The sequence below is a fragment of the Baekduia sp. Peel2402 genome (genome assembly GCF_052567285.1).
The window spans coordinates 2,433,876-2,453,487 of record NZ_CP199582.1 but is presented as its reverse complement, the minus strand read 5'-3'; the positions used below and the strand labels follow the sequence as shown (position 1 = coordinate 2,453,487).

Here is a 19,612-nt window from a genome sequence, read left to right as displayed (position 1 = left end):
CCGCTCGCCGACCGCCGATCTAGACCTGGACGGGAGCGGCCTGCGGGATGACGCGGAACTTGCCCAGGGGCCGCACAGCTGTGGACCGCTCACTGTTGGCGAGCGCTCGGGCCGTCGACTACGCTCGCGGGCGTGACGAAACGCTCTTCGGCACGGAAGCCGAGCTATTGGCCGTCGGACCGCCTTCGGGAATGGCTCCCGCCGACTCGCAGCAAGGTTGGCAAGTACACGCATACACTCCTGGACGAACACATTCCGTCGCGCGACGATGGGCTCCGAGAGCTTGCGCAGCTTGTGAGGGAGGTCCACCGCGTCCAGCGCGAGGCGCTCGAGGCGGTCTTCCAACGTTCACTCGACCCTCTGGATCCGACGGCGGTCGCGGATCCCGACGTGGTCGTGTACCCCGACGACCTCGACACGATCACGCTCCAGGGCTATCTCGGCGAGTTCTTGGCCGGGCTCGTCGCTGAAAACCACAGTCCGCATGGCGGTCCCTGGACCGTTCCCGCCTTTCTGTTTTCGGATCACTCGGCTGCCATGCAATCCCTTGAGCGAAGACGGCAACTAGGCGGCTCGCCGCGCGCTGCGCCAGGGCGCACAGGCGACGACATCCTCGCGTTTCGGGTCGATGGCGACGGCCACATCTCCGCGTGGCTATTCGGCGAGGCGAAGTGCTCTACAAAGCACTTTTCGAGTCTCGTGGCCGATGGTCATGCCCAGTTTGAGGCTGGCATCTACGTGCCAGTCGATCTCGTAGTCCTTGTGAAGATTCTCCGCGACAGAGCCGGGGAGGGCGACCTCGAGTGGGCGGACGCCCTGAGCGAGTTGTTCCTTAAGGATGCAGCGTCGGCCCCCGAGCGGATGGACATGTTGGTCTATGTGTGCGGCAAGAAGCCGACCGCCAAGAAGACCTGGATGTCGGTTACAGCGCCGCACGATAAATATGCGGGCGGGAAGCGTCTCGAAGCTGTGGAGGTACACATCTCGGATGTTGATGGTGTACTCAGGGCGGTACACCCGGCGCACGTGATCGCTCGGCCGAAGAGTCGTCTCAAGACTGGAACGACGAAGCGTGCCAGCTGACCCGGCTGGCGCGGCAGCGGCGCTGCGCGAGCGATTCGTAGACGGCGATCTGCCGGTCTCGCTCGCCCGGTTGTACGCACAGCACGTTCGCCTGCGCAACGGTCAGGAGCCGCTTTCGTTCGAGCACACAGAGATCGAGCAGCGTCTATTCGACGCCGTTCGCCTGATCGAGGCCGCACGGATCCGAGGCGACGGAGACACGTGGGAGCCCGGGCTGCGCCGGGCAGGAGAGGTGCTCGAGTGGCTCGCTCAAAGTGGGCTAAACACCGAGGGCCTGCCGCTGTCGCTGCTTTCGGCCGCTGCCTATCAGCTCGCGGGCTACCCCGCACGCGCACGCACATTGATCTCTGATCGTCCGCGGGCCGAATCCGAGTCGCCGATGTTGGACGCTCTGTTGGCGGCCGACTTCCGTCGGCTGTTGCCGTTGGCCTCGGGAGTCGCTGCGACGCCGCCGCGTTCGGCTGAGCGTAGGGCGTCCGAAGGTTTTGCGCGGCGCGAGGCTCAGAGCACCTATCTGCTTGAGCGCATCATCGGCGAGATGGCATCTGCGCTGGGAGTGATCGCGGCAAGCCTTCGATGGCCGGGCGAAGCACGCACGGGGGCGGCCCTCGAAAAGCTCACGCATGTCGGCTCAGCACTCGTTCACTTCGCCGATCCCTACATATGGCTCCTGGTGACGCTGAGCGCGGAAGTGGCGGCGCGGGCCGTCGATGACTCGCTCCGAAACGCCATGAGCGGGCTGGCTGCCCGGGCCACACCAGGTGCACGGGACGCCTTGGAGCGCTACGCGAGACTCGGATTCCAGAACGGGCAAGTCCTCGCGTGGCCGTCGCAGCGGCGCGGGTTCGAGCGGTTGTCAGGGGAAGACTCCTTTGCACTCTGTACTCCGACCGGGTCTGGCAAAACTCGCGTAGCAGAGGTCGCGTTGCTCGACGCCCTGTTCCAGGAACCCGACGACCCGCTTAGCGCTCCCCTGTGTCTGTACGTCGTTCCGAGCCGGGCCTTGGCGGCGGAGGTCGAAGCAAAGTTGTCACGCGTCCTCCGCGACGCCGGCGGTCCACGAGCCGTGACTGTCACCTCGCTCTACGGGGGCTCGGATTGGGGTGCCTCGGATGAGTGGGTCAGTGGCGAATCGCCGACCGTACTCATATGCACGCAGGAGAAGGCCGAAGCCCTCGTCCGGTTCTTGGGGTGGTTACTTCTGGGCCGGCTCAACTTGGTGATCGTTGATGAAGCACATTCGATTCAGTTTGACGGCGATCAGAAGGATCTGCGGGGCTTCGATAGTCGTTCGCTTCGGCTCGAAGCGCTCGTGGCGACTCTCAGAGCTCGGCGTCCTGACGTTCGGCTAATTGCCATGTCCGCTGTGGCCAAACAGCTGGAGACACCGCTCGGACAGTGGGTCAGCGGCGAAGAAGATTCACATGCCGTCACAGTCGACTATCGCAGCACGCGTCAAGTGATCGGCAGACTGCACATGCTCGGCAGCGGTCGAACTCGGATCGAGTACGACCTCCTAGACGGTAAGCCGCTGACCGTCGGTCGAGCAGGTGACTCGCGGCCGTTCGTGCCGAACCCATTCCCGCCCCGGCCTAGCCCGGGCCGACTCACTGGCACCAAGCAGAACCCCGCGACACATGCGCTTTGGGCTGCGATGCACTTAGCGAGCGGCGGTCACGAGATAGCCGGGCAGACCGTCCTGGTTTCGATCGCCGAGGGCATCAACGATTACGCCCTTTGGTGGCTTGAGTTGCTCGAAGACATTTGGCAGAACGAAACCCTGCCCGAGTTCTGGAGGCCACCCGGGAAGGAGGACGACGTCCTGCTCTGGGAGCGCACGCTCGCGATGACACGAGATCTCTTCCGCGAAGACTCGCGGGAGTACAGGCTTCTCAAACACGGCATCGTTGTCCACCACGGGAAAATGCCGGGTCGGCTCCCCCGGCTCCTCACGATGGTGGCGGAGCGGGAGCTGGCGCGTGTCGTACTCGCGACGTCGACACTCTCTGAGGGAGTCAACCTTCCAGTTCAGACCGTTCTGTTGCCTTCCATGTGGCGCTTCGCGGACGACCGCCCGATGTCGCCGCGGGAGTTCGCCAATCTCGCCGGCCGTGCCGGTCGTCCAGGGCTTGCGACCGAGGGCCAGACCCTGGTCTTGATCCGAGGCGGCAATGCATCCAACTCTGCTCAACGCCGGACGTACGATGCAACCATCGCCGCGCTGCAAGGGACGGAAGACAGCTCCGGAGCTCGGAGTGCGCTTGCCGAACTCATGCAACTCGTGCGCGAGCTGTGGGCTGGAGACGAGGGATCACTTTGGGACTGGCTCGAGACGACCGCGCCGACGACCGTCGTCTCGCCAGACGATGCGACGGAGGCCCTGGATGCTCTTGATGCAGTCTTGCTCGCTGCGCTCGAGGACTCTCGGATCGACGCTGATGCCGAGGAGAACCTCCGTCAGTTCTGGCAGGCCAGCTTCGCCCGTCGGGCCGCAGATGAAGAGGAGCGCCTAGGACGGCTGTTCGTTCACCGCGGAGCGAGCTTGCTTCAGAATGTCTTCCCCGAGCAAGAAGAGCGCACCACGTTGTATCGGACGAGTCTGCCGCCGCGCGAAGCTTCGACTCTCTTGGCGCTCATGCCGTCGCTTCTCGAGCATCTTCGCTCCGGATCCGACTACGGCCGCTGGAGCGAACATCAGAGGTTCGAGTACGTGGCTGATGCGATGGACCTTGTCTCGAGAGTCGAGCGGTTTCGCATACCGGACCGCGTGACCAAGAGGAAAGGCGCTGCGTCGGCGCGGAACGTGCTCGCGTGGTGGCTCGGGGATCCAGAAGCACCAGATGAGCCCTCGGCTGCTCAGATCAGCACATGGCACAACTTCCTCCAGCAGGAGGTCCGTTACAAGTTCACCTGGGGACTTGGCGCAGCGCTTGCCGTCGCCATTCAGGACACGCCGACCGAGGGCCTCACTGCTGGAGACTGGGTCGCAGCCGGGATTCCGTGGGCAGCTGTGTGGATCCGTGACCTGCTCACGTGGGGGTTGTTGGACCCTGTGGCGGCTTTCGTGCTGGCGCGGCGGCATGCGGATACCCGTGCTGACGCAGCAGTGCGAGCCAGTTCTTTCTACGAACAGGGTCTCGATCTGAACACCGACATCTATGACATCAAAGTGATCCTCGAATGGGCTCGTACATCTTTGCCCGACCAGCGTCCCTCGCTGCCAGCGACCCGACGTAGGCCGATCGCTGTCCGGCTGTCGCGTCGGATGCGGGAAGCCCCAGATCAGCGTGTGCTACGCGTGATCCCGCTCGCGGACGGAGAAGGCGTCAGGTGGTTGGACCCTTCCGGGGTTGAGCTTGCTACGTCGGAGCTCGGCGGTGCCTGGCTCAGACGCGCGAGCCGCCTTGACTTTACTCTTCATCCAAAGCGGTCAATCGTGCGGATTGACCGATACGTGTAGGTGTGCGGCCCCGCGCCATCTGGAGCGGGGGTCATTTGAGCCACGCGCAGTGAACGGCGATAGGCCGGATTCGTGGTGCGAGACATGCACGAGCGCCCGGTGTCATGAAGCCGTTCGTTGCGTCGCGCGCTACTGCACGCTGCACGGTCGACGCGTGCAAGAACCGAGTAGTCGAGCTCGTCGCTGCTACCTTGGTAGTCGCGCGGCGAGTCGCCGCCAGCGCACGTTCTCCTCAGCGAGGGACAGACGTGGGACGGTCCTCGCCTTCTCACGAGCGGTTTTGTGCGGCCGTCAGGCGGTCGAGACTGACATCGCCGTACGCTCCGGACCGTGAAGCTGCTCTTCGTCTGCATGGGGAACATCTGCCGCTCGCCGACCGCGGAGGCCGTGATGCGCGCGCTGGTTGCGCGGGAGGGGCTGACCGACGAGATCGAGATCGACTCGGCCGGGACCGGCGCGTGGCACGTCGGCGATCCGCCGGACCGGCGCTCGACGGAGACCGCGGCCAAGCGCGGGATCGTGATGGCGGGCGCGGCGCGGCAGGTCGCCGACGCCGACTTCGACACCTATGACTTGATCCTGGCCGCCGACGAGCAGAACCTCGCGGCGCTGCGCGGGCGCGCGCCCGACGAGGAGGCCGCGGCGAAGGTCCGGCTCCTGCGCGAGTTCGATCCAAAGGCCGTCGAGGCCGGCGACCTGGAGGTCCCGGATCCCTACTACGGCGGTCCCGACGGCTTCGAGCACGTGCTCGACCTCGTCCAGGACGCCTGCGAAGGCCTGCTCGTGCACGTGCGGTCCTCGACGGCATGAGCCGCGAGGCGCTGGCTGCCGCGCTCGGGCAGGAGGTCGTCGCGCTGGACCGGATCCCCGGCGGCGACCTCAACGACGCCTTTCTGGCCGGTCTGGCCGACGGCACGCCGGTGTTCGTCAAGACCGCCAGCGACGCCGCGCCCGGCGCCTACGTCGCGGAGGCCGCGGGCCTGGACTGGCTGCGCGCGGCTGGCGGGCTCCCGGTCCCCGAGGTCCTGGCGGTCGGCGCGAAGTTCATCGCGTTGGAGTGGGTCGAGGGCGGCGGCGCCCCGGATCCGGCGGCGTTCGGCCGCGGCCTGGCGGCGGTGCACCGGGCGGGCGCGGCGCGGGCCGGCGAGTTGCCGGGCGTGGGTGATCGCGGCGGCGACGCCGCGCCCTTCGTCCTCGGCCCGCTCACGCTCCCGAACACGCCGCGCGACGACTGGCCCGCGTTCTACGCCGAGTCGCGCCTGCTCCCGCTCGCGCGCCAGGCCCACGACCGCGGCGCGCTCGGCGCCGACGGCCTGCGCGCGATCGAGGCAGTGGCTGACGAGATCGCCAACCTCGCCGGTCCGCCCGAGCCCATCGCCCGCCTGCACGGCGACCTCTGGTCCGGCAACGTCCACGGCGACGTCGACGGCCGCCCGTGGCTGATCGACCCCGCCGCCTACGGCGGCCACCGCGAGATCGACCTCGCGATGCTCCAGCTCTTCGGGGAACCCGGCTCCCGGTTTTTCGACGCCTACGACGAGGTCTGGCCCCGCGCCGACGGCCACGCGGACCGCGTCGCGCTCTACCAGCTGCTCCCGCTGCTCGTGCACGCCGTCCTCTTCGGCGGCTCGTACGGCGCCTCGGCGCAACGAGCCGCCGAACGGGTACGGTCCCGCCATGGGCAAGATCACGGGTGAGCGGACCGTCGAGATCGACGCGCCGATCCAGCGCGTCTTCGACATCGCGGCGGACATCGAGGGCTCGGTCGACTGGATGGGCGCGATGAAGGACGTCGACGTCCTGGAGAAGGACGGCGACGGCCGCGCCAAGCTCGTCGAGACCGTCAGCGACGCGAAGGTCAAGACCGTCAAGACCAAGCTGTCGTTCACCTACGACGCGCCGACCCAGATCCGCTGGCGCCAGGAGAAGGGCGACGTCAAGTCGCTCGACGGCTGGTGGACGCTCGAAGACCTCGGCGGCGACCGCACCCGCGCGACCTACGGCCTGGAGGTCGATCCTGGCCGCATGCTCGGGATGCTGCTTCGCGGCCCGATCGAGGGCCAGGTCCGCGACTTCCTCCTCGGCGATGCCGCCGATGGGCTGAAGAAGACCGCCGAGTCCTGACGGCATCGCCCAGCGATTGCGGCCGACGGCCTGAAGAAGACCGCCGAGTCCTGACCGAGGTGGCGCATGCCCGTTCGCTAGCGTCGAACGAGCATGGCCACGCAGGGACCTCCGCCGCCGCGGGAGGGCGTCGATCTCGCCACGCTGTTCATCAGCGCGATCGCGTCCGCCGCCGCGGCGTACATCACCTCCAAGATCTGGGCACCGGGCACGCTCGTCAGCGCGGCGTTCACGCCCGTCATCGTCGCGCTGGTCAAAGAGGGCTTGCGCAAGCCGACCCAGGTCATCACCAACGTCGTGCCGACCGTGGCGCCGTCGAAGTGGACGCGCGCCGGCGCCGACGATCCGGGGCTGGTCGTCGAGCAAGAGCCCGTCGAGCCTGAGACGCCCGCGCCGGTCGTCCTGCCGACCGGCGGGATGTCGGAGATCAAGGTGCACTCCACGCGCGGGCGCCGCCTGCGTTGGCGGCTGGCGGTCGTCACCGGCCTGCTCGGCTTCGGCATCGCGGTGCTCGCGTTCACCGTGCCCGAGCTGATCGCCGGCCAGTCGATCGGCGGCTCGCACAAGACCACCATCTTCGGCGGCCATCACACCAAGAAGAAGTCGTCGAAGACCAAGACCACCACCTCGACCACGTCGACCTCTACCCAGAAGACGACGACCACCGAGACGACGCCGACCGAGACGACGACGGTCACGCAGACCGAGACCGTCACGACCCCGCAGACGGAGACGACGACGCCGTCGACCGCGACCCCGCAGTCCAGCGCCGCGCCGCAGTCGACCGCGGCGCCGGGAACGACCGAGACGCCCTAGCCGGGCGCCGCGGTCGCTACGCCTTCTCGCGGTCGGCGCGCTCGGCCTCGGCGAGCTTGTCGCGCAGGTAGGCGGCCTTGTCGGCGCGGCGGCGGTGCGCGCGCTCCTCGGCGGGCTGGTCAGCCTCGCGGGCGAAGCGCTCCTCGGCGCGGACGCGGCCGTCCTGTTCGCGCTTGAGCTTGTTCGGGTCGGCGGCCATGGCCGTCCGGTAGTACCCGTCCTTGATCGCGTCCAATAGCCCCGTGCGGTCAAACGAGGGCATCACGGCCATGCCCATTACGCTGCCACCATCGCGGTCAGGTTGCGGCGGGCGCGGTGCACGAGCTGCACGGCCGCGTTTTCCTTGAGGCCGAAGTGCGTCGCGAGCTCGTCGTAGCCCTGGCCGTCGAGCGCGCGCAGCGCGAGCGCCTCGCGCTGGCGCGGGGGAAGCTGAGCCATCGACTCCAGCGCGGTGCGCAGCTGCTCGTTGCGGGTCGTGACCTCGAAGAGGTCGGCGCCGCCGGCGGCGACCGGGTCGACGTCGACGTCGGCGTTGCGGCGGTTGGCAGCGCGGTCGAGCTCCGACAGGCAGGCGTTGCGCACGCAGCGAAACAGCCAGGGGCGCAGGTCGACGACGCGGTTGGCGCCGAGCAGGGCCTGCTGGGTGCGAGCGATCGCGTCGTGGACGGCGTCTTCGGCGAGGGCCGCGTCGACGTAGCGGCGGGCGTAGCGGCGAAGCGCGGGAGCGTGGCGACGGTAGATGGCGTCGAGCGCCCAGGAGTCGCCCTTGGCGAGCCGCTGGGCGAGGACCGCGTCGCTCGGGTTGAGGGCGATCGGGCCGTTGAAGGAGGGGCGGGAGAGCTGCACCGGGGTCATGGGCTGAACCTAGGTGTGCTGCCCTGGGTTTCCAGTATCACCCTGGTCTCACGGGCCGCTCTTGGCCTGCTGGCCACACCGCCACGTGCGGTCAGCCGCACCTTCGCTGCCGCGCTGACCGACGGGTGTAGGGTCGCGCAGCATGCTGCGGACGAGGAGAGAGCTGCTGCGCGACGGCGCGCGCCTGGGCGCGGGCGCCGCGCTGGCCGGGCCGCTGGCCCACGGCGCGGCCGCGACGGCCGTCGCGGAGGCGGCGACCAGCGCGCCCTACGCCGCCGGCCTGCGCTCGCTGACCGACGAGGTCCGGCTCCCGCACTTGGAGATCGACGGCCGGCTGCCGTCGTGGCTGCGCGGCGTGCTGGTGCGCAACGGCCCGGCGCTGTTCGAGATCGGCGAGCAGCAGCTCAACCACTGGTTCGACGGCCTGGCGATGCTGCACGCGTTCGCCTTCGGCGCCGGCCGCGTCTCCTACGCCAACCGCTTCCTGCGCTCGAGCCAGTACCTGGAGTACAAGCGCACGGGCAAGATGGCCTACAGCGAGTTCGGCACCGACCCGTGCAAGGCGATCTTCTCGGGCGTGACGTCCCTGCCGGTGCTGGGGAAGGTTCCCAATGCCAATGTGTCGATCGAGCGCCTCGGCGCGCGCTTCACCGCGCTGACCGAGATGCCGGTCGCCGTGCGCTTCGACCCCAAGGCCCTCAAGACGCTCGGCGCCGATGGCGTCCTGCCGACCGGCCGCCTCGGCACGGCGCACCCGCACCACGACCCGAAGACCGGCGAGCGCTTCGCCTACGAGGTCGAGCTGGTCCCGCCGACGATGGGCCTGCGGGTGCTGGCCTGGTCGCGCGCGGGCGTCCGCCGCGAGCTGGCGTTCATCCCGCAGGACCGGCCCGGCTACCTGCACTCGTTCGCGCTGACCGCACGGTACGTCGCGGTGATCGCCCAGCCGTTCACGTTCGACCTGGGCAAGTTCCTGAAGCCGGACCGCGGGCCGATCGTCACCAACTACGGGTGGAACGGATCGGAGCCCGCGCGCGTGGTGATCGTCGACCGGGCGCGGGGTGGCGTCGTCGCGACCGCCGAGGTCGACCCGTTCTTCGTCTTTCACCATGTCAATGCCTATGACGACGCGCGCGGCCGCGTGGTGATCGACCTCTGCGCGCACCGCGACAGCGGCATCGTGGACGCGCTGTACCTCAAGCGTCTGCGGCGCGCGGGGGCGAAGGTGCCCCAAGCCGTGCCGCGGCGGATCACGGTCGACCCGGCGAGCGGTAAGGCGGAGGTCCGCGACCTGGCCGAGGGCAACTTCGAGCTGCCGCGCGTCGACGACCGCCTCGACGGGCGCGAGTACCGCTATGCCTACGGAGTCGGCGTCAAGGACCCGGCGCGCAGCGGCTTCATCGACCGCGTGAGCAAGCTCGACACCGCGCGCGGGGAGCTGCGCCACTGGGACGAGCGCGGCGCCTACCCGGGTGAGCCGGTCTTCGTCCGCCGCCCTGGCGCCACGCGCGAGGACGACGGTGTCCTCTTGTCGGTGGTCTTCGACGCGCGCGCCCGCACGTCGTACTTGCTCGTCCTGGATGCCCGCGACCTGTCCGAGGTCGCCCGCGCGGCGGTGCCGCATCACATCCCGTTCGGGTTCCACGGCCTGCACGCCTCGTAGACTCCGGGGCCTGCCCGGCCCGCAGATCACGATCCGCCCCGCCAACCCCGGCGACGCCGAGCGCATCGCCGCGATCTACAACGAGGGGATCGCCAACCGCGCCGCGACGTTCGAGACGCGCCCGCGCAGCAAGGCCGAGGTCGCAGGGTGGACGGTCGCGTCGCTGCCGATCCTGGTCGCCGAGGCTGAGGGACGCGTGGTCGGCTTCGCCAAGGTGGGCAACTACTCCGAGCGCGAGGTCTACGCCGGCATCGGCGAGCACGCGGTCTACGTGGCGTCCGACGCGCGGCGGCTCGGCGTCGGGCAGACGTTGTTGGAGGCCTTGGCTGAGGCGTCGGAGGCGGCGGGTCTCTACAAGCTGACCTCGCGGATCTTCACCACCAACGTGGCGTCGATCGCGTTGCACGAGGCCTCGGGGTTCACGATCGTCGGCGTCCAGCGCCGCCACGGCCGGCTCGACGGCGAGTGGAAGGACTGCGTGTTGGTCGAGCGGCTGCTGGGCGAGGCGGCGACGCCGGACCCGCCCGCGCCGCCCGCTTAGCCCGCGAGCGCCAGCGTCACGCGGTCGGCGAGCAGGCGGCCGCGGAGGGTGAGGACCGCGCGGCCGTCGTCGCGCATTTCGAGCAGGCCGTCGTCGGCGAGCTGCGCCGCGGCGGCGCGCTGGCCCGGGTCGTCGTCGTCGAGCTCCAGGCCGTCGCGCAGGCGCACGGCGAGCATCACGCGCTCCAGGCGCGCCGCGTCGGAGTCGGGCGTCTCGCGGCCCGCGGCCGGCGAGGCGCCCTGCGCCAGCAGCGACATCCAGCGCTCCGGGTGCAGCGTGTTCCACCAGCGCACGCCGCCGACGTGCGAGTGCGCGCCCGGCCCGACGCCCCACCAGTCGCCGCCCGCCCAGTAGCCCATGTTGTGGCGGCAGCGGTCGGCGTCGGTCCGCGCCCAGTTGGCGACCTCGTACCAACCCAGCCCGGCCTGCGCCATCAGCGCTTCGGTCATCTCGTAACGCTCGGCGAGCACGTCGTCGTCGGGCATCGGCAGCTCGCCGCGGCGCACGCGGGCGGCGAGCCTGGTCCCGGGCTCGACGATCAGCGAGTAGGCGGAGACGTGGTCGGGCTCGGCGCTCAGCGCGGTCTCGATCGACAGGCGCCAATCCTCCGCGGTCTCGCCCGGCGTGCCGAAGATGAGGTCCAGCGAGACGTGCTCGAAGCCGGCGGCGCGCGCCTCGCGGGCGGCGGCCACCGCGCGGCCGGGCGTGTGGTGGCGGTCGAGCGTCGCCAGGACGTGCGGCGCCGCCGACTGCATGCCGAGCGACACGCGCGTGAACCCGGCGGCGCGCAGCGCGCTCAGCGACGCGGCGTCGACCGAGTCCGGGTTGGCCTCGGTGGTGACCTCGGCGCCGTCGGCCAGGCCGAACGTCTCCCGGATCGTCTCGAGGATCGCCGCCAAGTCGGTGGGCGGGAGCAGCGTGGGCGTCCCGCCGCCGACGAAGACGGTCTCGACCTGGGGTAGCGCACCGCCGCTCGCGTCGAGGACTCCACGCGCCAGCGCCAGCTCCGCCGCCACCGCGCCCACGTAGCCCTCTGCGCCCGTCGCGGTCGGGATGTAGGTGTTGTAGTCGCAGTAGCCGCAGATCGTCGTGCAGTACGGAACGTGCACGTAGATCCCGAACGGCCGCTCGGGCGCGCCCAGGCCGTCCAGGGCTGCCGCCGGCAGCGCGCCGTCGTGCGGGGGACGGTCGCCGTCGGGAAGCCGCGCCATGTCAGTCGTCAGGGTAGAGGCGCGCGCGGAACGCCCGCGCTCCCTCGACGGACGCACCTCGCGCGCGCACGCGCGCGGCCAGCTCGCGATCAGAGGTCACGACCGTGAGCGACCCCGGGTCCGCGTCGTCCTCCACGCGCTCTGCGATCACGTCATCGGCGGCGTTGCGTCCGCCCGGCGCCCAACCGACGTCGACGTGCGCCAGCGCGCCGACGTCTCTCTCGCGCCCGTCGAAGACCACGGCGACCGTGTCGTCCGGCCGCGCCGCCGCCCACGCGTCCAGGTCGGCGGCCAGCCGCGCCATCGCGCCGGCGCGATCGCGCCACCATCCGTCCGGACGCGAGCCGATCACGTTCATCCCGTCCACGAGCCACCGCACAAGCGGGATGTTCCCGCTCCGGCGGCCGCTATGGTCCGCTGCCGTCATGCGCGCCCGCGCGGCAACCCTGTTGGTCCTGCTCGTGGCCGCCGTCCTGGCGAGCTGCGGCGGCGGCGACTCCGAGCGCAGCGACTACGTCGGCGCGCTCAACAAGGCCCAGAACGGGCTCGCGCAGCGGTTCACGCAGCTGCAGGCGAAGATCACCGCGACCAGCAGCGCCGCCCAGGACCGCGCGACGCTGAAGGCCTACGAAGGCGCAGTCGGGACGACCGTCAAGGACCTGCGCGCGATCGAGCCGCCGGAAGGCTTCGACGAACTTCACCAAAGGTTCGTGGGGGAGGTGGCCGATTACGGGGATGCGCTGCGGAAAGCGCGGGCGGAGCTCGACGGAGATGATCCGCAGGAGATCCTCGCCGCGCAAGGACGGTTGCGGACCGCGGTGCAGCAGACCGGCGTCAAGCTCAACGCCACCATCAAGGCCATCAACGACAAGTTGCAGGGATAACCCCACCTGATGCTCACGAGGCTGCGCGCCGCGCCGGCCACGGTGCCGACCCTGCTCGCCGTGGCCGTGCTGATCGCCTGGACACCGCTGGACGGCGCCCAGTCGGTCACCCGCTGGGCGCCCGGCGGGATCGTGTTCGTCGCGCTGCTGGCGGCGACGGGCGGCGGGCTCGGCCTGCGCTGGCGGGCGGTCCCGGGCGCGGTCCGCGTTGCGGTCGTCCTGATGGCGGCGTTCACCGCGTGGTCGTACCTGTCGATCTCCTGGGCCGACGACAACGGCGTCGCGCTGGAAGGCGCCAACCGCACGCTGCTCTACCTCGTGGTCTTCGCGCTGTTCGCGCTGTGGTCACAGCGCCCGGCGACCGGCGCCTGGGTGCTCGGCCTCTGGACGGCGGGCATCGGCGTCCTGGCGGTCGTCGTCCTGGTCCGCCTCGGCACCGTCGACGACCCCAAGGCCGCGCTCTTCGGCGGCGGCGATCGCCTGCTGTGGCCCGTCGGCTACCCCAACGCCGAGGCCGCGACGTGGCTGATGGCGTTCTGGCCCGCGGTGGCGTTCGCCGCCAGCGCGCGCGTGCCGTGGCCCTTGCGGGGAGCGGCGGCGGCGCTCGGCGTGGTGCTGCTGGACGTCGCGCTGCTGAGCCAGTCGCGCGGGTCGCTCCTGGCGATCCCGGTCTGCGCCGCGGCGTTCGTGCTCTTCGTGCCCGGGCGGCTGCGGACGATCGCCGCTCTGATCCCGATCGCGGGCCTGGCCGCGCTGGCGCTGCCCAAGGTCCTCGACGTCGGCGACGCGCTCGACGGCAGCGGCGGCGTGGCCGCGGTCACCGACGCGGGGTCGACCGCGATGTCGGTGGTCTTGATCCACGCCGTCCTGGCCGGCGTCGTCGTGACGGCGTTCGCCGCCTGGGAGGCGCTGCGGCCGCCGTCTGCGAAGACCGCCGCGACGATCCGCCGCGGCTGGACCTTGCTCGTCGTGGTCGGCGCCGTCGCCGGTTTGGCTGGCGCGCTGGTCGTCGCGGGTAACCCGATCGATCGCGTCGACCACGCCTGGGACTCGTTCAAGGGCGGCTATGACGACAACACGGGCTCGTCGAGTCGGCTGACCGCGGGTCTGGGGTCCAACCGCTATGACTTCTATCGGGTCGCGCTGGACGTCTTCTCCGAGCACCCGATCACGGGCGCGGGGGCCGACAACTTCTTCCAGGACTACCTGGAGCGCGGCGAGTCGTCCGAGACGCCACGCAACCCGCACAACCTCGCGCTGCGCACACTGGAGCAGACGGGCCTGGTCGGGACGCTGCTCCTGCTGGGCGCGTTCCTCGCCGCGCTGACCGCCGGCTGGCGCGCGATGCGCCTGTCCGACCCGCTGGCCGCGACGGTCGCGGGCGGCGCGCTCGTGTCGTTCGCCTACTGGATCGCGCACGGGATGACCGACTGGTTCTGGGAGTGGGCGGGCCTCGGCGCGCCCGCGTTCGCGCTGCTGGGCCTGGCGTGCGCGCTGGCGCCGCGTGCCGAGGTCGAGGCCGACGCCCCAGCGCGACGCCCGGGTGCCGTCGCGCTCGTCCTCGGCGCCACCACCGCCGTCCTCGCCGCGCTGATCCTCGCCGGGCCGTGGCTGGCTGAGCGCGACGTCGAGACCGCCGGCACGGTCTGGCCCGAGCGTCCCTTCGAGGCCTACTCGCGCCTGGACCGCGCGCTCGACCTGGATCCGATGACCGATCGCCCCGCGCTGATCGAGGGCTCGATCGCCCTGCGCTACGGCGATTTGGCCCGGGCCAAGGCCGCCTTCACCGAGGCGCTGGACCGCAACCCGCGCGGTCAGTACGCGACGCTCGAGCTGGGCGCCATCGCCTCAGTACAGAAGGACGCGGCGACGGCGCAGCGGCTGCTCGCGCGCGCCGTGGCGCTCGCGCCGCGCGATGGCACCGCGCGCGACGCGCTCCAGGTCGTCCGTGAGGGCGGCACCGTCGACATCGACGCGCTGAACGGACGGATCCTGTCCGCCGGCCAGCGCATCACCGGGGGTTAGCGGCGTGTTGAGTCCTCATACGGACGCCCGGAAGCTTGGCGAAATGCCAGGGTCCGGTGGTACGTTCATTTGCCAGGTAGGCGACTGGTGGCATTGTCAGGGAACGGACCGGCTAGGCGGATGAAGTTCGTGCAGCTATCGGCAGGGAATGCCCAGAGATGGCAGTGGTCGCGCCCAGGCGCGACTGTCTTGCCGACCTCGCACACGATGCGCCGCCGTCTCGCCACACTCCTCCTCGTCCTCATGCCTGCGCTCGCGCTGCCGGCAGCGTCCGCGCATGCCGCAGACCCGCTGCTGAGCGGCTACGCCGGCCCCGGCGGCGGCGAGCAGGTCGTGCTCGGCAGCACCACGCTGAAGACGACGAACAAGGCTTCGTCTGCGTCGAGCTCGGGGCAGGATGGCGCCGCCGACGCCAGCCTGAAGGCCGACACGTCGAGCGCGTCCACCGCTTCGAGCACCTCCTCCGGTGAGTCCGGAGGCGCCAGCTCCACGCTCACGCGTAAGCCACAGCGCAAGAAGTCGTCCTCTTCTACGTCCAAGGACGCGGGGGATGACGCCAAAACGACCACCACCGGTTCGAGCACCACCACGACCACCACGCCCGCGACCCTGCCGGGCGCGCCTGAGGTCGTCGCTTACCCGACCCGTGCCGGCGAAGTCTCCGGGCTGCCGATCTCGGCGCCCGGGATCCTGCTCGTCGTCATCGGCGTCGCCGCCGCGACGCTGCTCGGGCTGGGACTTCGCCGATTTTCCGGGTCCGATGATCCGCAAGACCCTCAAGTGTCGGCCCGATGACGCCGACCACATGAGGTAGCCGAGAACTGCCGTGAGCCGTATCGAATTCAGCAGCCAGACCGCCGAAGCCGTGCCCTTGCACGCGCCGGTCGGCGGGCTGCCCGCGGCGGCTCCCGATCTTCCGGTCCTGCTGCCGCGCCACCAGCCGTCGACGGTCCGCCGGATCGTCCAGTGGCGCTTCCTGCGGCCGTTGTTGGACACCTTCGGGCTGGCAATCGCGTTGCTGGTCGCGTTCCGCTGGCCGCACGAGGCGGTCTCGCTGGCCGACGGCTGGCCGCTGCTGCTCTTCCCGCCGCTGGTGATGCTCCTGCTGCTCGTGCGCGGCATGTACGAGCGCCGTCTGCGGCCGACGATCCTCGACGGCGTCGTGCCGATCGCCGGATCGGTCTCGATCTCGGCGATGTTCGTCGTCGTGCTGCAGATCTACGTGGCCGGGACGACCACGGTCTCCTCGGTGCCCGCGCACCTGTGGGCGGTCGCGATGGTCACCCTCGGCGGCGGGCGCGTCGCGCTGCTCGGCGTCCAGCGGATCGCGCGCGTTCGCGGGCTCGACGGCGCGCCGACGCTGATCGTCGGCGCCGGCCAGGTCGGCATGCGCCTGGCGCGCCGCCTGGAGGCCAACCCCGAGTACGGGCTCACGCCGGTCGGGTTCTTGGACGCCGATCCGCTTCAGGGTGGCGGCGAGGTCCCGGGCATCCCGGTGCTGGGCTCGCCCGACGAGCTGGACTGGGTCGCGCAGCTCACGGGCGCCGAGCACGTCGTCATCGCGTTCTCGTCGGAGCCCGACGAGCGGCTGGTTGACCTCGTGCGTCGCTGCGAGGCGCTCGGCCTCGAGGTCTCGCTCGTCCCGCGCCTGTTCGAGTCGCTGAACCACCGCGCGACCTACGAGCCGCTGGGCGGCACGCCGCTGATGGGCCTGCGCAGCGTGCACCCCAAGGGCTGGCAGTTCGCGTTCAAGCACGGCTTCGACCGGCTCGGCGCCGCGCTGCTGATCCTCGCCTTCGGCCCCTTGATGGCGACGATCGCGCTGCTGGTGCGGCTGTCGTCGCCCGGCCCGATCATCTTCCGCCAGCGGCGCGTCGGCCGCGACGGCACGGTCTTCGACCTCTACAAGTTCCGCTCGATGCGCCCGCCGGACCCCGCGGCCGAAGGCTTCCAGCCCGGCGCGGGCAGCGCGCCTGGTGGCGTCGAGGGCATCGATCGCCGCACCTGGATCGGCCGGCTGCTGCGCCGCACGTCGCTGGACGAGCTGCCGCAGTTCTTCAACGTGTTGCGCGGCGACATGTCGCTGGTCGGCCCGCGCCCGGAGCGCCCGGAGTTCGTCGAGCTCTTCGAGTCCGACATCCGCCGTTACGGCGATCGTCACCGCGTGAAGTCCGGCGTGACCGGCTGGGCGCAGGTCCACGGCCTGCGCGGGCAGACGTCGCTCAGCGACCGGGTCGAGTGGGACAACTACTACATCGAGCACTGGACGCTGGGGCTGGATCTGAAGATCCTGGCGATGACGATGCTCGAGGTCCTGCGGCCCGCCGAGTAGCGGTCCCTTTCGCGTACTCTCCGGGGCGTGTCCCCGTTCTGGATCTGGATGCAGGCCCTCATCGTGGTGTGCGTGATCGCTTCCGTGATCATCGCCACGATCAAGCTCGCCTGACGCCGGTACGCTCCGGCCATGTTCCGGACGATCGTGGTGGGCACCGACGGCTCCGAGACCGCGAACAAGGCGGTGGGCCAGGCAGCGGAGTTGGCCGCGTCGGTGTCGTCGGAGTTGTTGATCGTGTCGGCGTTTGAGCCGATCTCGGGCTCGCGCCTGCGCGAGGAGTCCCAGCAGGTGCCCGACGACGTGAAGTGGATGGTCAACCCGCGCGAGGACGTCGACGCGACGCTCGCGGGCGCCATCGAAGTCGCCGAGACCAAGGGCGTGGCGACGCGCACGTTCGCGCGTCAGGGCGACCCGGCCGACGCGATCCTGGACGTCGCCGAAGAGGAGCACGCCGACCTGATCGTCGTCGGCAACAAGGGCATGACCGGCGCGAAGCGGTTCTTGTTGGGGTCGGTCCCCAACAAGGTCTCCCACCACGCGCCGTGCAGCGTGCTGATCGTGCGGACGGTCTAACCCGCCGCGGTCTCCGCGACCGCCGCCCGGATCAAGTCGATCGCGGCCTCCGGGTGCGAGGTCATGGCGACGTGGTCGCTGGCGACCTCGACCGTCGTCGCGCCCATCCGCGCGGCGAACTGGCGCTCGGCGTCGGGCGGGATCGCCTCGTCGTTGGTGGCGACCAGGAACCAGGACGGCAGCGACTTCCACGCCGGCGTGCCCATCACCTCGCCGAGCGAGCTGGTGTGCAGCGGCTGCTGGGCGGCGAACATGACCTTGGCCTTGACCGGGTCGACGTCGGCGGCGAAGTGCCCGACGAAGTCGTCCTCGGGCAGCCACGCGAAGCCCTCGTCGTCGATGTCGAGGTGGGCGAGCGCGGGCGTCGGCGGGCCCTGCTGTAGCAGCGCGCCGATCGACTCGCCCTCGTCGAGGCCGAACGCGGCGACGTAGGCCAGCGCGGTGACGTTCGGCGCGTCGGTCCCGAGCGCGGTCATGATCTGGCCGCCGTAGGAGTGGCCGGCGACGACCGTGGGGCCGTCCTGCCGGCGCAGGACGCGCCGCACCTTGGCGACGTCGTCGGCGAGTGGGCCGAGCGCGAGCTGCGGCGCGGTGACGGTGTGGCCATCGGCCTGAAGGGCCTCGATGACGCTGCTCCAGCAAGAGCCGTTAGCCCAGGCTCCGTGGATGAGGACGATGTTCGACATGTCCGCGAACGTACCGGCCCGAACGGTGTTTGTGGGAAACGTTCGTGTTACCCGGCTAGGAGACCGGGACGGCCGGATCGGTCGCCTTGGCGGCGTCGATCAGGCCGTAGCCGTAGCGCGTGTCGTAGCCCACGGGGCCGAGATCGCGGGCGGTCGCCTCCAGGCGGCGCTCGATCGCCTCGGCCGTCGGGTCCGCCCCGAGAACGCCGGAGGCGACGACCAGCGCGGCCGTCGCGCTGACGTGCGGGACCGCCATCGACGTGCCCTGGTAGCCGCGCGGGATCCCGAACTTCGTGTGGTGGACGCCGATCAGCGTCATCTGCGCGATGTTGCGCCCGGACTTGCCGGTCTGCGTGCAGCCGGGGTCCGGCAGCGGGGCGTCGGGGCCGCCGCCGGGGGCGACGAGGTCAAGGCCGTTGCCCTGGTTGGAGAAGTCTGAGAGGCAGCCGTGCTCGGTGGTCGAGCCGACCGAGATCACGTTGGCGTTGCGGGCCGGGTAGGCGACGACGGTGTCGGCCTCGTTGCCGGAGGCGGCGACCGTGACCGCGCCCTTGCGCCGCGCGTAGGAGATGGCGTCGATCAGCTGCGGGATCTGCTGCCAGCCGACGTCGGAGGAGAACTCCAGGCTCAGGTTGATGACCTTGGCCCCGTGGTCGGCGGCGTAGCGGACGCCCTTGGCGATGACGACCGCGTCGCCCTCGCCGTCGTCGTCGAGGACCTTGATCGGCATGATCGACGCGCCGTAGGCCAGACCGGTGAGGCCGACGCCGTTGTCCGTGGCTTCCGCGATGGTCGACGCGACGTGCGTGCCGTGGCCGTTGCGGTCGTTGGCGTAGGGGTCGTCGCCGACGAAGTCATAGCCCTTGATGAAGTGCGTGCCCTCTAGGTCCGGCGACTTGGGGGTCTTGCCGAACGCTCGATAGGCGACGCCGGTGTCGAGGACCGCGACCTTGACGCCCTTGGCGCCGGGGCGACCGGCGGCGATCAGGTGGCCCCAGGCGTCCGGGGCGTTGACGCCGGCGGGGCCGGTGAAGTTCCACTGCACGGCGGCCCAGCGGCCGTCCTTGACGCCGCGGCCGGGGTCGTTCGGGAGGTAGGCGGCGGAGGTGTGCGCCACCGCGTTGCGGACGGCGTAGCGGACGGTCGGGTCGGCGCGCAGCTGCGTGATCGTGGCGCCGACGTCCTGCTTGGCGACGCGCAGCACCTGCGGCTCCGCTTCGCCCTTGCGCTGCACGACGACCTCGCCCGGCACCGTGGTGGCGGCGGACGCAGACGCGGCCGCGGCGCCGCTGGCGGCGACCAGGGCGAGCGCGGAGGCCGCAAGGGCGAGACGGGAGGACAGGACGGACAAGGGTG

The 19,612-nt window shown here is 70.5% G+C and carries 19 protein-coding genes; 13 read left to right on the top strand and 6 right to left on the bottom strand.

The features are described 5' to 3' along the window. Positions 1-132: 132 nt before the first annotated feature. The 6 genes from ACT01A_RS11960 (at position 133) to ACT01A_RS11935 (ending at position 7,483) form a co-directional block, all read left to right on the top strand. A complete protein-coding gene (locus ACT01A_RS11960) occupies positions 133-1,083 on the top strand; it encodes a hypothetical protein (RefSeq protein ID WP_445152482.1) in 951 nt (316 codons plus the stop codon). After that, entirely contained in the window at positions 1,073-4,543 is a 3,471-nt protein-coding gene (locus tag ACT01A_RS11955) for a DEAD/DEAH box helicase (protein ID WP_445152481.1), read from the top strand. The genes ACT01A_RS11960 and ACT01A_RS11955 overlap by 11 nt, the downstream gene beginning before the upstream one ends. A 351-nt stretch (positions 4,544-4,894) precedes the next feature. Further along, positions 4,895-5,353: a low molecular weight protein-tyrosine-phosphatase gene (locus ACT01A_RS11950; protein ID WP_445152821.1), complete on the top strand. Its 459-nt coding sequence runs from the start codon at positions 4,895-4,897 to the stop codon at positions 5,351-5,353. Beyond that, entirely contained in the window at positions 5,350-6,240 is an 891-nt protein-coding gene (locus ACT01A_RS11945) for a fructosamine kinase family protein (RefSeq protein ID WP_445152480.1), read from the top strand. Before ACT01A_RS11950 ends, ACT01A_RS11945 begins: the two co-directional genes overlap by 4 nt. Next, complete coding sequence (locus tag ACT01A_RS11940; RefSeq protein WP_445152479.1) at positions 6,221-6,667, top strand: type II toxin-antitoxin system RatA family toxin; 447 nt, start codon at positions 6,221-6,223, stop codon at positions 6,665-6,667. The genes ACT01A_RS11945 and ACT01A_RS11940 overlap by 20 nt, the downstream gene beginning before the upstream one ends. A gap of 93 nt (positions 6,668-6,760) precedes the next feature. Continuing rightward, the gene (locus ACT01A_RS11935; RefSeq protein ID WP_445152478.1) at positions 6,761-7,483 is read left to right on the top strand and encodes a hypothetical protein; all 723 of its coding nucleotides are present in this window, start codon (positions 6,761-6,763) and stop codon (positions 7,481-7,483) included. Positions 7,484-7,499: 16 nt separating this feature from the next. Here the strand turns inward: ACT01A_RS11935 and ACT01A_RS11930 are convergent, their stop codons facing one another. Then, complete coding sequence (locus tag ACT01A_RS11930) at positions 7,500-7,754, bottom strand: hypothetical protein (protein ID WP_445152477.1); 255 nt, start codon at positions 7,752-7,754, stop codon at positions 7,500-7,502. 5 nt (positions 7,755-7,759) lie between these two features. Continuing rightward, the gene (locus ACT01A_RS11925) at positions 7,760-8,338 is read right to left on the bottom strand and encodes an RNA polymerase sigma factor (RefSeq protein ID WP_445152476.1); all 579 of its coding nucleotides are present in this window, start codon (positions 8,336-8,338) and stop codon (positions 7,760-7,762) included. Positions 8,339-8,480: 142 nt separating this feature from the next. Here ACT01A_RS11925 and ACT01A_RS11920 point away from each other — a divergent pair, with 142 nt between their 5' ends. Both ACT01A_RS11920 and ACT01A_RS11915 read left to right on the top strand, forming a co-directional pair. Then, entirely contained in the window at positions 8,481-10,001 is a 1,521-nt protein-coding gene (locus tag ACT01A_RS11920; protein WP_445152475.1) for a carotenoid oxygenase family protein, read from the top strand. Further along, positions 9,919-10,542 carry an arsinothricin resistance N-acetyltransferase ArsN1 family A gene (locus tag ACT01A_RS11915; protein ID WP_445152474.1) on the top strand — a complete coding sequence of 208 codons (624 nt, stop codon included), beginning with the start codon at positions 9,919-9,921 and terminating at the stop codon, positions 10,540-10,542. Before ACT01A_RS11920 ends, ACT01A_RS11915 begins: the two co-directional genes overlap by 83 nt. Here the strand turns inward: ACT01A_RS11915 and hemW are convergent. Together hemW and ACT01A_RS11905 are read right to left on the bottom strand one after the other, a co-directional pair. Then, positions 10,539-11,753, bottom strand: a complete 1,215-nt coding sequence (hemW, locus tag ACT01A_RS11910; protein ID WP_445152473.1) for a radical SAM family heme chaperone HemW — start codon at positions 11,751-11,753, stop codon at positions 10,539-10,541. The two genes, ACT01A_RS11915 and hemW, sit on opposite strands and share 4 nt — an antisense overlap. A gap of 1 nt (position 11,754) precedes the next feature. Further along, positions 11,755-12,132 carry an NYN domain-containing protein gene (locus ACT01A_RS11905; protein ID WP_445152472.1) on the bottom strand — a complete coding sequence of 126 codons (378 nt, stop codon included), beginning with the start codon at positions 12,130-12,132 and terminating at the stop codon, positions 11,755-11,757. A 46-nt stretch (positions 12,133-12,178) separates the two neighbouring features. Between ACT01A_RS11905 and ACT01A_RS11900 the strand changes: the two genes are divergently transcribed. From ACT01A_RS11900 to ACT01A_RS11880, 5 genes are all read left to right on the top strand, one after another. Next, complete coding sequence (locus ACT01A_RS11900) at positions 12,179-12,637, top strand: hypothetical protein (RefSeq protein WP_445152471.1); 459 nt, start codon at positions 12,179-12,181, stop codon at positions 12,635-12,637. Positions 12,638-12,646: 9 nt separating this feature from the next. Next, complete coding sequence (locus ACT01A_RS11895; RefSeq protein ID WP_445152470.1) at positions 12,647-14,662, top strand: O-antigen ligase family protein; 2,016 nt, start codon at positions 12,647-12,649, stop codon at positions 14,660-14,662. A 243-nt stretch (positions 14,663-14,905) separates the two neighbouring features. Beyond that, positions 14,906-15,457, top strand: coding sequence for a hypothetical protein (locus ACT01A_RS11890; RefSeq protein ID WP_445152469.1), 552 nt, complete (start codon positions 14,906-14,908; stop codon positions 15,455-15,457). A gap of 31 nt (positions 15,458-15,488) precedes the next feature. Continuing rightward, positions 15,489-16,994 (top strand): exopolysaccharide biosynthesis polyprenyl glycosylphosphotransferase, encoded by a 1,506-nt coding sequence (locus tag ACT01A_RS11885; protein WP_445152468.1) that lies wholly within the window; start codon positions 15,489-15,491, stop codon positions 16,992-16,994. 132 nt (positions 16,995-17,126) lie between these two features. Continuing rightward, the gene (locus ACT01A_RS11880) at positions 17,127-17,570 is read left to right on the top strand and encodes a universal stress protein (RefSeq protein WP_445152467.1); all 444 of its coding nucleotides are present in this window, start codon (positions 17,127-17,129) and stop codon (positions 17,568-17,570) included. Here the strand turns inward: ACT01A_RS11880 and ACT01A_RS11875 are convergent. Further along, positions 17,567-18,256: an alpha/beta fold hydrolase gene (locus tag ACT01A_RS11875; RefSeq protein WP_445152466.1), complete on the bottom strand. Its 690-nt coding sequence runs from the start codon at positions 18,254-18,256 to the stop codon at positions 17,567-17,569. The two genes, ACT01A_RS11880 and ACT01A_RS11875, sit on opposite strands and share 4 nt — an antisense overlap. Positions 18,257-18,311: 55 nt before the next feature. Further along, positions 18,312-19,607 (bottom strand): S8 family serine peptidase, encoded by a 1,296-nt coding sequence (locus tag ACT01A_RS11870; protein ID WP_445152465.1) that lies wholly within the window; start codon positions 19,605-19,607, stop codon positions 18,312-18,314. Between the last annotated feature and the right edge of the window lie 5 nt (positions 19,608-19,612).